10 protein-coding genes and 1 tRNA gene are annotated in these 15,006 nt (G+C 41.5%); 6 read left to right on the forward strand and 5 right to left on the reverse strand.

Features of this window, described 5'->3' with window-relative positions; genetic code table 11:
- Positions 1–95 precede the first annotated feature (95 nt).
- Positions 96–171: transfer RNA gene (locus J0X14_RS13945), tRNA-His, on the reverse strand.
- 315 nt (positions 172–486) lie between these two features.
- Here J0X14_RS13945 and J0X14_RS13950 point away from each other — a divergent pair.
- On the forward strand, positions 487–2,583 hold the full coding sequence (locus J0X14_RS13950) for a tetratricopeptide repeat-containing sensor histidine kinase (RefSeq protein WP_207098409.1): 2,097 nt from the start codon (positions 487–489) through the stop codon (positions 2,581–2,583).
- On the opposite strand, the gene bshB1 is transcribed toward J0X14_RS13950, so the two are convergent.
- The 4 genes from bshB1 to ccsA form a co-directional block, all read right to left on the reverse strand.
- Positions 2,584–3,306 carry a bacillithiol biosynthesis deacetylase BshB1 gene (bshB1, locus tag J0X14_RS13955; RefSeq protein WP_207098410.1) on the reverse strand — a complete coding sequence of 241 codons (723 nt, stop codon included), beginning with the start codon at positions 3,304–3,306 and terminating at the stop codon, positions 2,584–2,586.
- 8 nt (positions 3,307–3,314) lie between these two features.
- Positions 3,315–4,481 (reverse strand): trans-sulfuration enzyme family protein, encoded by a 1,167-nt coding sequence (locus J0X14_RS13960; protein ID WP_207098411.1) that lies wholly within the window; start codon positions 4,479–4,481, stop codon positions 3,315–3,317.
- Between the two features lie 36 nt (positions 4,482–4,517).
- Entirely contained in the window at positions 4,518–5,930 is a 1,413-nt protein-coding gene (locus tag J0X14_RS13965) for an MATE family efflux transporter (protein WP_207098412.1), read from the reverse strand.
- Between the two features lie 172 nt (positions 5,931–6,102).
- Entirely contained in the window at positions 6,103–9,273 is a 3,171-nt protein-coding gene (gene ccsA, locus J0X14_RS13970; protein ID WP_207098413.1) for a cytochrome c biogenesis protein, read from the reverse strand.
- Positions 9,274–9,409: 136 nt separating this feature from the next.
- On the opposite strand from ccsA, the gene J0X14_RS13975 reads away from it, so the two are divergent.
- The 5 genes from J0X14_RS13975 to J0X14_RS13995 all read left to right on the forward strand — a co-directional run bounded on the left by J0X14_RS13975 (position 9,410) and on the right by J0X14_RS13995 (position 14,898).
- Positions 9,410–10,171, forward strand: a complete 762-nt coding sequence (locus J0X14_RS13975) for a Rossmann-like and DUF2520 domain-containing protein (protein ID WP_207098414.1) — start codon at positions 9,410–9,412, stop codon at positions 10,169–10,171.
- Positions 10,155–10,682 carry a KdsC family phosphatase gene (locus J0X14_RS13980; RefSeq protein ID WP_207098415.1) on the forward strand — a complete coding sequence of 176 codons (528 nt, stop codon included), beginning with the start codon at positions 10,155–10,157 and terminating at the stop codon, positions 10,680–10,682. The genes J0X14_RS13975 and J0X14_RS13980 overlap by 17 nt, the downstream gene beginning before the upstream one ends.
- Positions 10,675–11,271 carry a Maf family protein gene (locus tag J0X14_RS13985; RefSeq protein ID WP_207098416.1) on the forward strand — a complete coding sequence of 199 codons (597 nt, stop codon included), beginning with the start codon at positions 10,675–10,677 and terminating at the stop codon, positions 11,269–11,271. The genes J0X14_RS13980 and J0X14_RS13985 overlap by 8 nt, the downstream gene beginning before the upstream one ends.
- Positions 11,272–11,304: 33 nt before the next feature.
- Positions 11,305–12,261 (forward strand): septum formation inhibitor Maf, encoded by a 957-nt coding sequence (locus tag J0X14_RS13990; protein ID WP_207098417.1) that lies wholly within the window; start codon positions 11,305–11,307, stop codon positions 12,259–12,261.
- Between the two features lie 105 nt (positions 12,262–12,366).
- Entirely contained in the window at positions 12,367–14,898 is a 2,532-nt protein-coding gene (locus tag J0X14_RS13995; RefSeq protein WP_207098418.1) for a PIG-L family deacetylase, read from the forward strand.
- Positions 14,899–15,006: the final 108 nt, after the last annotated feature.

The raw sequence follows: 15,006 nt of genomic DNA on the forward strand, positions 1-15,006 counted from the left end.
CTAAGGCTTTTTTTATTCCATTAGGCAAAGGTCCTTATTTCTAAAAAACAAAAATCCCGACCAAAAACCTTGATCGGGATTTTTTTAAAACTTCAGGGTGGAAGACCGGGTTCGAACCGGCGACCTCTGGAACCACAATCCAGCGCTCTAACCAGCTGAGCTACAACCACCATGTAAAGCTAACCTGACCCTAAAAAAGCTGATGCTCAATTTCATTCAGGCGGGTGCAAAAATACTTCTTTGTATTGATTCAACCAAAAGATTTTAATACTTCCTAATCGGAACCAATACTTTTTTGGGATGGATGCTCTTTTCCTACTTTAGAGTGTTAAATCTCTATTGATACCCCAATCATCATTTTCGTATAAAACATCGATGAAATGCGTCTTTTGTCAGACAAAACACACATTTTTTGGCTTTTCACAACATTTAATTCCATGAACACCACCATGAAGGTATTTTTATCCTTTGTAGATCAAGAGAAAAATGCCTCAACAAAAAGCATGTTCTTTGTCCTTTATATCCGTGCTTGGAAAAATAGTTCTTTTCCTCTGCATACTCTCTATCGCCTACCCCACTCACACACAGGCTCAGCTTACCAAAAAAGACAGTCTTACTTATAAATTAAAGCGTTTGGAGTCTACCCATCGTTTTAACCCAAAGGACACCACGCATATAAAATTATTGATAGACCTTGCCTTTGCCTACCAATACATAGATAACGATAGCTTACGTTCCATAGCGGAGCGGGTACTCAAACTCAGTCAAGCCGTAGATTATGGTCGGGGTGAAGTAAAGGCAATGAGCGCCCTTGGCAATTATTATTACAATACGGGAGACCGAAAAAAGTCAATGCCCATATTTGAAAAAGCCCTTGACTTGGCCATAAAAATTGATGATAAAATGGCAGAGTTGGACATTATCAATGCATTGGCTCAAAACTACAGCTATGAAGGCAATTATGCTGAAGCCCTCAATCTCAATCTAAAAGGAATAGATATTGCCAAGCAAACCAATTGCAATAAAATGCTCTCTATTCTCAACGAGAATATTGCCAGTCTGTATGCAGAACAAAAAGATTTTAAAAATGCATTCGTTTTTTACGATACAGTTCAAAAAATCAATCGTAAAATAGGTGATGAAATCATAGATGCCGAAACCCAAAGTAACCTGGCTTCGTTGTACAAAGATGCCAAGGACTTTAAGCATGCCATGTTCAACATTAACCAAAGCATCAATACTTTTGAAAAGAACAAAGTATACGATTGGTTGGCCTATGCCTATGAAGTAAAAGGGGACATCTATCTGGAACAAGAAAAATACCAGTGGGCCTTATATTGGTATGATCAGAGTAATATGCTCTTCAAGAACCAAATTGAGGACGACAGGATACATATCCAATTATTGAACGGAATGGCCAAGGTGCATTTCGGATTGGAGAGGGACAGTCTATCCATGATCTATGCCGAAGAAGGTCTTCAACTATCCAAAAAGATAAAATCCCTTCAAGGACAGATAGATTGTTCCGAAACCTTGTACAAACTCCACAAAAAACAAGGAAACCATATTGCCTCTCTATCGTATCTTGAAATATTCAAAAAATTGTCTGATTCCTTGTTCAAGGACAAGAATAAACAGAGTCTGTCTCTCTTGGAAACCAAGTTGCAGTATGAGCAGGAAAAACAGGAACTCATAGAATCCAACCAAGCAGCTCTGGCCAAACAACGGAATTACATTTATTTTTCTCTTATCATTCTGCTTATTCTAAGCATTATCATACTTGTAATTCGGCGTAGCGAAAAAATCCAGAAAAAATTAAACATTGAGCTTAAGGAAAAATCCCAGGCAGTGAGTGAAAGGGAAGCTCAACTCAACGAAATCAATAAGACCAAGACCAAACTGTTTTCCATAATAGGTCATGACCTTAGGGGTCCCATTGGTGGATTACAAGGGCTTTTAAAATTATTTACTGATGGTGAGATTACCAAAAATGAGTTTATTTCGTTTATCCCTAAGCTAAAAGCCGATGTTGAAAACATTGCATTTACACTCAATAATTTGTTGACATGGGGGCAAAACCAACTTAATGGCGTAGTAACCAAACCCAAAAGAATATCCTTGGATAAAATTGTGGAGAACAATATTCAACTACTGACGGAGTTGGCGCAAAGCAAATCCATAAAAATCATAAACCAATTACCCGAAAACCCACTCATCTGGGCCGATCAAAACCAAATAGACATTGTGGTAAGAAACTTGCTGAGCAATGCCATTAAGTTTACCCCGGACAACGGATTGATCAACATTGAAGCAAAAGAAAAAGAGGGCATGTGGCAGGTGACTGTCCGGGATACAGGTATTGGAATGAATAAGGAAATTCAAAAGAAAATTTTTGAAGATTCCACCAATATCACCACCTATGGCACCAATAATGAGAAAGGTACCGGTTTGGGACTTTCACTATGTAAGGAAATGGTCTTAAAAAACAAAGGTGAAATTTGGGTGGAAAGTGTTCCGCGTAAAGGCACTTCATTCTTCTTTACCTTGCCCAAGGCTGAGAGCAAGTACCAAAAAGCGAGTTGATTAGATTAAATCATCCAGATTATCAACCGCAACATAGCGTTCCACATTGAAGCCTTCAGCGTGTTCCACACCTACCAATCTTCCTAAATCCCTGGCGCGATAAATAACACTATCCGTAAAATTTTTACTGCTGATGGGCGTTTCAGGCTCCTGACTATCTGGGTCATAGAATTGCGATTCATAGGCTAAAATGGCGTCTTTCTTTTTCTCAATAAATCCAGATACGTCAACTACAAAATCCGGCTCCAAATTTTTCCATTGAATAAAATGATACACTCGTTTAGGTCGCCAAGGCTCCTGCCACTCATCATCACCATCCAGTTGGGTATCAATTTTTATCAGCCCACTTAAAAAGCAGGCATCGCTGACCAGTTGGCTTCCTTTTCCGTGGTCAATATGCCTATCCTCCACCGCATTGCAAAGAACCACTTCGGGTTTATATTTCCGAATCATTTTAATGACTTCCAGCTGATGCCATTTATCATTGATGAAAAAACCATCGGCAAATTCCATATTCTCCCGTACCGCAACGCCCAAAATCTTGGCTGCTTTTGCTGCTTCGGCATCCCGTATTTCCGCGGTACCCCGGGTACCTAGTTCGCCCCGGGTCAAATCGATGATCCCCACTTTTTTGCCTCGGGCAACTTCTTTGGCAATGGTACCACCTGCTCCAAGCTCTGCGTCATCTGGATGGGCCCCAAATACTAAAATGTCTAATTTCATAGGTTCTATTATGCTGGCACCGTCATTGATTTAATCTTTGCGATCGCCTGCTCTATATCTTCAATTAAGTCGTCCATTTCTTCAATACCCAACGAAAACCGAATCAGGGAATCCTTTATGCCCTGCTTTTCACGATCTTCTGGACTCATAAGCGCATGCGATGTAGTCACCGGAGAAATCATGGTGCTCTCTATCCCGGCTAAACTCATTACGGGTTTTATCAATCTCAAGTGTTTGAAGAACAAGGATGTGTCCATATTGGGCAATTCAAAAGAGAGCATGCCCCCAAACCCATTCATCTGTGATTTGGCCAATTGATGATCAGGATGGGTTTCCAGACCAGGATAATACACCTGCCCTACATCTTCATTCCCTACGAGGTATTCGGCCATTTTCATTGCATTATCGTTTTGTGCCTTCACCCGAATAGCCATGGTTTTGATGCTTCGCTCCAACAGCCAAACCGTATACTCACTTAAACTTCCCCCAAAACAAATGGCAGATTGAAATACCGTATCGATATGCTCTTGAGAAGCAGCAACCACCCCGGCACAAATATCTGAATGTCCACCCATATATTTGGTAGCGCTGTGCAATACCACATCTACCCCAAAATCAATGGGGTTTTGGTTGATGGGACTGGCAAAAGTGTTATCTATCATGGAAACCATTCCGTGCTTTTTGGCCAGTTGGGCCACACCAACAATATCGGTAATGGTCAACAATGGATTGGAAGGGGTTTCCATATAAATCACCTTGGTGTTCGATTGGATTTCCTTTTCAAAATCCTCCACTTGCCATCCATCGGTAAAGGAGTACTCAATGCCATATTTGTTCAATTGTGTGACCGCAAAATGATAAGTGCCTCCATACATGGTCTGCTGAAGTACAATATGGTCCCCTGCTTGCAAGAAAGCCATTAAAGCTGTGCTGATGGCAGCCATTCCACTACCAAAAATCAAAGCAGCCTCGGTGTGTTCCAAGGCTGCCAGTTTTTTGCACAACGCTTCTTGGTTGGGCGTGTTAAAATATCGTGGGTATCGTTTTATATCAACATCATCAAAGGCATAGGCCGTAGCCATATATAAAGGAGAAACAACCCCTTTAAATTTGGTGTCCTCTAAATCGCCTTCATGGGTGCAGAGGGTGTTCAGCCCTTTTTTGCTGGAATTCATATTCTTTGCTTTAGATAGCTAAAGATACGAAACCCGCTATACTTGCACCTCTTTCCATTTTCCTTTTTTAAACCAAACCATGGCAATAATGGCCAACAGCACTTCAGCTAATGTAATGGCAATAAAAACACCTTTGGCACCCCATCCGAGCACCATTGCGGCCACATAGGCCAAAGGCAATTGGAACAACCAAAATGAGATTAAATTGATCTTGGTCGGTGTTTTGGTATCCCCTGCACCGTTAAAAGCTTGACTAACTACCATCCCATAGGCATAGAATATATAGCCCGCCGCTATTACTTGTAGACAAAGGGCGCCGTTCTCCACCACACTTGGGGTAGTATTGAACCAGGAAACAATACTCTTGGCAAAAATGAGGTAGACCAGAGATACCGTTCCCATAAAAATGGCATTGTACTTTCCAGTTTTCCAAACAGATATTTCGGCTCTATCGGGTTGTTTTGCTCCCAAGTTTTGACCTACCAGAGTGGCCGCAGCATTGCTCATGCCCCAAGATGGCATCAAAGTGAACATCATCACGCGAATGGCTATGGTATAGCCCGCCAATACTTCACTACCGAATTCGGACATGATTCGCATGAGGAAAACCCAACTTGAGGTTCCGATCAAAAACTGGGCGATTCCACCCAATGAAACCCGAACAAGATTTTTCATCACCTTGAGATTTAGTACCAAATCTTTCCACATCAATTTGATTTTACCCCAACCAAAGAACAATATCCCCAGTTGGAACAGCACTGCGGTACCCCTACCAATATTAGTAGCAATTCCGGCTCCCATTACCCCATATTCGGGAATTGGGCCCAATCCAAATATAAAAATGGGGTCTAAAATTATATTGAGTCCATTGGAGAGCACCAAAGTCCACATGGCTATGGAAGCGTCTCCCGCACCTCTAAAAATGGCATTGATTAGGAACAAAAGCATGATGGTGATGTTCCCTCCGATCAAGAATTGGGTATAGCCGTATCCTTCCGCAATTAGATCAGGTTCGCCGCCCATGAGTGCCAATATTTCCTGAGCGTAGATAATACCAACTATTCCCAAGACAATGGAAACCACCACGCCCAAACTTATGGCCTGTACGGCTGCTTCTTTTGCACCTTGGACATCTTTTTCCCCAATTCGGCGGGCCACTACTGCGGTAGCCGCCATACTTAATCCAATGGCAAGGGCATATATTAGGGTAATCACGGATTCCGTTAAACCTATGGTTGCCACGGCATTAACGCTTACTTTGGATACGTAGGCAATATCCACCAGTGCAAAAATGGACTCCATCAACATTTCCAAAATCATAGGAATGGAAAGCATAAAGATGGCCTTGCGGATACTCCCAGATGTAAACTCTGTTTCCTTGCCGGATACAGCAATCCAGAAATAATTAACTAGTTTTTTGAATGAAAGTGTAGTATTTGAGTGTGTCATTTTAAAGAATTATGAATAAAACAAAAGAGAAAATGTCAACCGACCGAACAAGAGTTTCGGTTACTTTTTTGGCGTAAAGCCAATGGTGACATCTATAGCGTACATAATTCTTATAACTTCATGATGGGGCAAATATGCAACTTTTTTTTAAGCGTAACCCAAAAAAAGTGATTTATTTGGCATAGTGGGCTTTATATCGCCATAGGCTTATTCCTCCCAAAACAAACACACCAAGCACGGTATACCAGATAAAATTAGGGGTTATCACTTGGTCTCCGCTGGCATAACTGTGCAATCCCACCAAGTAAAAATTAACTCCAAAATAGGTCATCATAATACTAGCAAAAGCAATGATGCTTGCAAAATTAAAACTCCACTTACCCCTAAGACCGGGAACCAGTCGCATGTGCAGTACAAAAGCATAGACCATAATTGAAATCAAGGCCCAAGTCTCCTTGGGGTCCCATCCCCAATACCGACCCCAACTTTCATTGGCCCATTGGCCACCCAAAAAGTTCCCGATGGTCAGCATTACCAATCCCGCAGTGAGTGCCAATTCGTTAATGACAGTCAATTCCTTGATGGCCAAATCCATCCGTTGTTTGTTGGATGATGTGGTAAGAATCATCAGAAAAAGGGAAACCACGCCTAAAATCATCCCTACGGTCAACGGACCATAACTTCCCACAATAACGGCCACATGGATCATTAACCAATAACTATCGAGTACGGGCTGTAAATTGGCAATCGCGGGATCCACCCAACTTTGGTGTGCAACCCACAACAACATGGAGGTTACAAAAGCACTGGCCGCAATGGTCAATTCACTCTTTCGGCCCAGTGCCAATCCAATACCCATTGTGGCCCATGCCACATAAAGGATACTTTCATAGGCATCACTCCAAGGTGCATGCCCAGATATATACCAGCGCAATATCAACCCAATCGTATGCCATATAAAGAACAGAATAATGGTTCCCTTTAACAGATACGCGAAGGCATCTAGAAATTTGCGCTCTTTAAAAATCTTCGCAATCAAAACGAATAACAGCAACACGCCCACCATGGCGTAGTACTTGTACAAGCGATTGAACAAGTCCAATTTATTGTAGATAATTTCCGTTTTTATCTTGTTCTCAGCAGGTAAAACCTCCTCTCCGTGATTGAGTTGATTTTGTTTGAAGGCCGCCAACAATTGATCGGGTTGGGAATAATCTCCTGTGGCTATTGAACTTTGCAAGGACCCCAAATAATAGGGCATGGCATTCCGTACAAAGTTGGAGTACAGCGAATCTTGAATCTGATATTGTCCAGAGCGATATTCCACAGCAGAGACCCATTTATTGTTTTCATCGTTCAATAATGGGAATATCTTTATGATCTGACCGCTCAACGCTATGTTCAACAAACTGAGCCTTTCCCCTACTTTCTTGAAATCCTTTTCAAAATTTGAAGGGTTGGTGGTTGATGTGGCTTTTTCCAAATAGGGTTGAAGCTTGTAAGCACCTTTGGAATCGAAAAAGTCCGTGGCCTTAACATATTTGGTTCCTTTTGGAACACCTATAATTTTTCGGATACTGTCATTCTCCTTCTTGCCCAATGCGATAAATTCCGTATTGTACCAAATCCCAGGATTCATCATCATGGAAAGGAACACCTGATTTTCGGATAAGTTTTTATAATGATTCTCCCCGCTCAGTTTTCGCAAAAGCTCAGAAGCAAAGGTGTTGATGGGTTTCATCCGCCCCCCTTCATCCTGAATGACTAAGGCACCAAATTTTTCGGCATGTTCCTTGGCCACCACAGTAGACTCAATGATTGAATCTACTTGATGCTGTGTTGGCATTCCCGAATGCTCGTGGTTAGTATCCGTTTCTTGGGCACTCAATAATGTAGTTGCAAAAAGGAGGGCCAGTGTGGTCAATGCGGCTTTTTTTGACTTGATTTTTTCCAACATCTGCTGTAAATCCCTAAAGCGGGTCTTCCCAAAGAACATAATGCCCATCAAACCAATGTACAATAGAAAATATCCAATATAAGTAATCCAAGTCCCCCACATATCGTGGTTTACGGAAAGGACGGTTCCCTTTTCATCGGGGTGAAAACTGGATTGGAAAAATCGATATCCCCTGTGATCCAGCACATGGTTCATGTAAATATCGTAATCAAATATCCGCTCATCTTGAACGGTAATCCTGCTCATAAATGAGGCATAACCTGTTTCGGTGCCCGGATATTTTTCGGCTATGAAATCGTTCAACTTAATGGAAAATGGTAATTCGTACACTTTTGAGCCGTAGCTCAAGGAAAAATCCAACCCACCTACTTGAATCTTATCTGAAAAATTGGAAGTTCCCTTGCCGCCCAACAATCTAATTTCTTTGGTTTCGCCATTGGCCGAAACAGAAACCACCAAAGCATCTTGGGTAGCTTCGGTTACTTCTTCCTCAGGAACCTTGACCACGCCATAACTTCCTTTCACCAAGGGCTCCGGAATCACAAATTGCATTCCAGCCATATTGTAGAGCGACCTCAATTGCAAAGTTTGAAGGCTATCTTGCGCCACCTCCCCTTGAAATTGGTCTGCCATTCGCATAAAATTACCCTCAAAAGGTGATTTTATCTGATACCCAATACTATCTGTATAGAAAATATTGACCGCACCATCCGTCTCTTTGTTCAATGCAAAAAGTATGTTGTGAATACTGGCCACCTGACCATTTTCCAGATAGTGTTCGTGGCGTTGCCCATTTCCGGCTTCAACAATCTGCAGGTATTCCTTTCCATTTTCATTGGGAATCAACCCCTCTTCTGCCCCATCAATAAAATCCACATAGGAAATGGTAAAAGGCTGTCCGTTAAAATCCGATTTCCAAGGAAGACTGGAACGAGAACCTTCGGGTGTAACGATGATATCATCTTCCAACACCTTCCGTTTGGTCTCTCCGTTCATATCACCATCAACAAAAGCCGTCAGATAGGTTTTATCTGAGTAAAATTGATTTTCGGCCGCTCCTTCTCTGATAGGCATCATCCCTTCATAACTAATGTAACGGGTCACAAAAGCACCAAGAATGATTAATATCCAAGACAGGTGTAAAAGAAGTACCGGCCACTTTTTCCAACTGAGTAATTGGTACCTGAAAATATTCCCGATGAAGTTGATCACAAAAAAGACCATGATGGCCTCAAACCAAGTTGCGTTATAAATATAAATTCGGGCTGTTTCAGTGCTGTACCAGCTTTCCACAAAGGTTCCAATGGCCATTGCAGCAGCAAAAACCAAAAAAAGAACGGCCATAAGTCTTGTGGAAAAAAGGGTCTTTTTAAGAATGTCAATCATTGAATCCTGATGTGCTTTTCAGCATGCAAAAATACGGCCTTTTTATAACTTCCTTGTTTACAAGTTGCATAAAAATCCAACAGATTTGTTAATTCTTTCCATAAGGGATCATCAGCTAAATTTGTAGTTTTGCAACATGCTTTCCATCGTCATTCTCGGAACTGGAACTATTGCAAAGCATTTGGTGGGCGCACTCTCCAAAGTAAAGGAAGTTCGGTTGGCCCAAGTCGTGGGCAGAAACCAAGAGCAGTTGCTGTGGTTTTCCGGCTTTGCCCCCATCTCCACTGATTTTAAAGCAATCATGGACGCTGATATATACCTTATTGCAGTGAAGGACGATGCCATTGTTGAAGTTTCAAGACATATTTTTGACAAAAAAGGAATTGTGGCCCACGTTTCCGGTGCCACACCCATGAACAGCCTACCTATGGAAAACCGGGGTGTTTTTTATCCTTTGCAAAGCTTTACTGAAGGAAGGCCGTTGGATTTTAGAACCATTCCCTTTTGTATTGAAGCACAAAAGGAAGATGCTGCTGAAACGCTGAAAGTGTTGGCAGGCTATCTATCAGATTCTGTTTCTGATGTTGATTCACAACAACGGAAAAAGTTGCATCTTGCAGCTATGTACGTGAATAATTTTTCCAATTACCTCTATGGAGTAGGAGAAAAATTATGCGAAGAGGAAGGGCTACCTTTTGATTTACTAAAACCCTTAATCCTTGAAACTGCGGAAAAGATTCAAGTGATGTCGCCCAAGGAAGCACAGACAGGTCCCGCTCGAAGAGGAGATAAAAAAACCATGAAGGCCCATTTGGCACTATTGCATGATAAAAAACAAATAGAACTATATAAGCTGTTCAGCGAAGCCATAAAAAAGGTTTATGAAGAAAAATTATAAAGAACTGCTAAGTAACATTACTACCTTTGTTTTTGATGTGGACGGGGTATTCACGGATGGTACCGTTTTGGTGACCTCGAAGGGAGAGCTACTGCGCAGTATGAGCGTAAAGGACGGTTATGCCATTAAGACCGCCATAAAAAAGGGGTACAAGGTGTGTATCATCACCGGAGGAACCAACGAAGGGGTCAAAGAACGGTTGAAAGGACTCGGAGTAACCGATTTTTATATGGGAGCCCACCATAAACAAGAGCCTTTGGAAGAATATTTGGATATCTACAACATTGACCCGAGCACGGTGCTTTACATGGGTGATGACGTGCCCGATATCCCACCCATGAAAATGGTGGCCTTGGCCACTTCCCCTCAAAATGCTGTTCAGGAAGTAAAGGCCATTTCAGACTATGTTTCCCACAAGAACGGAGGGGATGGCTGTGTGCGAGATATTGTGGAGCAGGTGTTGAAAGTTCGTGGCGATTGGAACGATAACTTCAGTGCCAAAAATGACTAATCCGCTTCAAGAGAAACTCAAGGGATATAAGCTTATTTTAGGTTCTGGCTCTCCAAGACGAAAAATGTTCTTGGAGGAAATGGGATTGGATTTCGAAGTCCGACCGAAATCTGTGGAGGAAATCTACCCAAATCATTTACAAGGAAAAGAAATTTCCAATTTTTTGGCCGAATTGAAGGCTTCACCGTTCAAATTGGAGTTGAAACCCAAAGAAATTGTGGTCACATCAGATACCGTAGTCTGGCACAAGGGTGTTTCATTGGCCAAAGCTGCTGGCCGTGAGGAGGCATTTTACATGCTGCATACCTTAAGCGGTGATTGGCATGAGGTGATTACATCGGTCTGCTTTACTACTTTGGAAGCCCAAAAAACCGTGAGTTGTACCACTTTGGTCAAGTTTATGGAATTTACGGATGAAGAAATCAATTATTATATCGAAATATGCCAGCCCTTCGACAAAGCTGGCGCGTATGGTATCCAAGAATGGATTGGAATGATTGGCATTTCAGAAATAAAAGGTTCTTATACCAATGTGGTTGGTCTGCCCACCCATCTGGTTTACAAAACGTTAATGGACATGGTTTCCTGAGTTTCGATATGTAACTTTACGAAAACCAAGTTTATGAAGAAGATATACACTCAAGGCTTTTTTGGCCTATTCCTGACATTATTTCTTATGACATTGCTTTCCTGCGGCGAAAAAACCAAAGCTCCAGAAAGGGAAATGGCGATGGACCATTCAACAGAAGAAGCGACTCCAAAAAATCCCAAAAAACCCCTTTCCGAAGATTTTAAAGGATATTGGTATGCTGGTGATGCCGAAATCACTTCGTATCAATTGGAGCAAGCCAGATATGGCGAAATACATGAAGGTCACGCTGTTTTAATCTACGTAACAGAACCTTTTTTAGCTGATGTACAAGTAAAAGCAGATGGGAATAATCCAGATAATGTTTCCGTTTTAAAGCTGAACGCGACCAAAAAGTTCTTGACAGGAATTTACCCCTACTCTATCATGGGCAGTACATTTTATCCTGTGCACGACAACCAACATGCCATAAAGACTAGTTTGTCTGTTCAAGAATGGTGTGGTCATGTCTATTCCCAAATTAACAATCGGAATCAATTTGAATTCACTTCCCATTCCTATTTTGAAGGTGAGGCAGACCAAAATTTTATGTTGGACAAACAGCTTCTTGAAAATGAAATCTGGACCAAAATTCGGATTCACCCAGAAGACTTGCCCACAGGAAACCTTAACGTAATTCCTTCATTGGAGTATTTGCGGCTGGCCCACAAAGAATTGAAAGCTTATGAAGCCACCGCTTCAGTATCCTCGGAAAATGGAATCACCACTTACACCCTATCCTACCCGAAATTGGAACGAATTTTGAGGGTTAATTTCACATCAAACTTCCCATATGCCATTGAAAGTTGGACGGAAGAATCCAAAAGCGGATTTGGTGCAAATGCAAAAACATTGACCACCAAAGCCATAAAGATGAAGTCCATAAAAACCGCTTATTGGGGACAACACGATAATGACGATTTAATCTTAAGGGATAGTTTGAGGCTATAAGGGTTGCCTATTTTTTTATGAAATACCCTGTTAAAGATGTTCTAAATTCAATATTCACTGATTTATATCTTTCTATATTTGGCACAACCACTAAAACAACCAATTATGCGATACTTTTGGGTTTGCACTCTTGCCTTATTGGGCACATTTAGCAATCTTACTGCACAACAACCCAAAAAACAATCGTCCACAGAAATTTATCACAATCTCCAAAAACTTAATTTTTTGGGTACCGCACTTTATGTCGCTGCGCACCCTGATGATGAAAATACGAGATTGATTTCCTATTTATCCAATCATGATAAAGCCCATACGGTCTACCTTTCAATGACCCGGGGTGATGGTGGCCAAAACCTCATCGGTTCAGAATTGCGGGAGCTTTTGGGTGTTTTGCGCACAGAAGAATTGTTGGCGGCCCGACGCATTGATGGTGGTGAGCAACGTTTTACACGAGCCAATGATTTTGGATATTCCAAACATCCCAAGGAAACCCTTAAAATTTGGGACAAAGAAGAAGTCCTGGGCGATGTCATCTGGGCCATTCGAAATATAAAACCCGATGTCATCATCAACCGTTTTGACCACAGGTCGCCCGGTTCCACACATGGGCACCATACCTCATCCGCTATGCTGAGCATGGAAGCATTTGACATGGCAAATGACCCAAATGCCTATCCAAACCAGTTGGAACTCACCTCAACTTGGCAGCCCAAACGCATATTTTTCAACACCTCTTGGTGGTTCTATGGTAGTCCTGAAAATTTTGAAAAAGCCGATAAATCCAACATGATCAAGATGGATATCGGTTCGTATTACCCACTTTTGGGGCTTTCCAATAATGAAATAGCTTCTTTGGCCAGCAGTCAGCATTTATGCCAAGGGTTTGGTAGATTGAGTCAGCGGGGTTCTGAAGATGAATATGTTGAGTTTCTAAAAGGTGAAAAACCCAGCAACAATTATCTTTTTGATGGTATAAACACTTCTTGGTCCCGTGTTGAAGGTAGTGATGCTGTAGGTGCCATTTTATATGAGGTTGAAAAAAACTTTGATTTCCGAAATCCTTCAAAACATGTTCCTCAATTAATTGAGGCGTATCAACTCTTACAGCAGATTGAAGATGAGCATTGGAAAACCCTAAAATCAAAAGAACTTAAAGATATTATCCAAGCATGTGCCGGATTGTATTTGGAAGCAAACGCTGCTTCAGCTTCCACTACTCCGGGAAGTGAAACAAAAGTGAACTTTGAGGTGCTGAATAGAAGCACTCAGAAAATTGTCCTTAAAAAAATTCAGTTAGTAGATGCTGATGCCACTCTCTCTCCAAACGAGGTACTGGCCAATAATGAGAAAAAGAATTTTGAAATTAATCTTACTGTCCCCAATGACATTGGATATTCTAGTCCCTATTGGCTGAACGAACCCGGAACCTTGGGCATGTACAAGGTCGATGATCAAACCTTAATCGGTAAACCCGAGACGCCAGCGGTTTTCCATACCAAGTTCAGCTTGGATTTTGATGGTACAGTAATGGAATTTGAAAAACCGGTCATCCATCGATTTTCCAAGCCAGACAAAGGTGAATTGTTTGAGCCCTTTGCCGTACTTCCAGTAGCTACCTCAAAAATTGATGAAAAGGTCTTGATTTTTGCCGATGCTGCTACCAAAGATGTCCAAGTTAAGGTAAGAGCCGGCAAGAACAATGTTTCTGGAACAGTGGCCTTAGACCATCCAGCGGGATGGAAGGTATCACCACAGAATTTTTCATTTTCTATTCCCCAACAAGGACAAGAACAGACCATTACTTTTAAAGTAACCCCACCATCCATTGAGAGTGAGGGTAAAATTTCTCCCATCATCACCGTTGGGAATAATACGTATCAAAAAGAACTTGTAGAAATCAATTACGACCATATTCCTAAACAATCCATTTTATTGTCTTCCGAGGCCAAAGTGGTTCGCATGGATATTCGAAAATCTGGTGAGCACATTGGTTACATTATGGGAGCAGGTGACAAAGTCCCTGAAAGTTTGGAGCAAATAGGGTATCAGGTACATACCATCGACCCAAATGATATTCAAGAAGGTGAACTGGATAAATATGATGCCATAGTTGTGGGTATTCGTGCTTACAATGTGGTGGATGCCTTAAAATTCAAGCAACCCATCCTTTTCAATTATGTGAAAAACGGCGGAAATATGATAGTACAGTACAACACTGCTGGAAGATGGGCGGACCAATTCAAAAATATTGCTCCTTACGATTTAACCATTTCCAGAGATCGGGTAACCGATGAAGCTGCTCAAGTGGATATTATTGCTCCGAGTAATGCGTTGGTTAGTTATCCCAATGCCATAAAAGAAAGCGATTTTGATGGATGGGTACAGGAAAGAGGATTGTATTACCCAAGTGAATGGAGCGCTGAGTTTACCCCTGTACTTTCCATGCACGATGAAGATGACGAACCCTCAAAAGGTAGTCTTTTGGTAGCACCTTACGGAGAAGGTCATTATATTTACACCGGTCTGAGTTTTTTCAGGGAACTCCCTGCTGGGGTCTCCGGGGCCTATAAACTTTTTGCAAATATGCTTTCCATTGGAAAAGATGACGTAAAAAAAGAAAGTAATGTCAAAGGATAACATGAATACCAAAATAGAGTGGAAAAAGGAATACACTGTTGTCATTCTTTTGAATGCCATTTATATTTTGGCTTTTTACCTCATCATGATATTAAATAACTAAAACCT

It is taken from the genome of Allomuricauda sp. CAU 1633 (genome assembly GCF_017313225.1).
In the GTDB taxonomy this organism is placed as follows: Bacteria; Bacteroidota; Bacteroidia; order Flavobacteriales; family Flavobacteriaceae; genus Flagellimonas.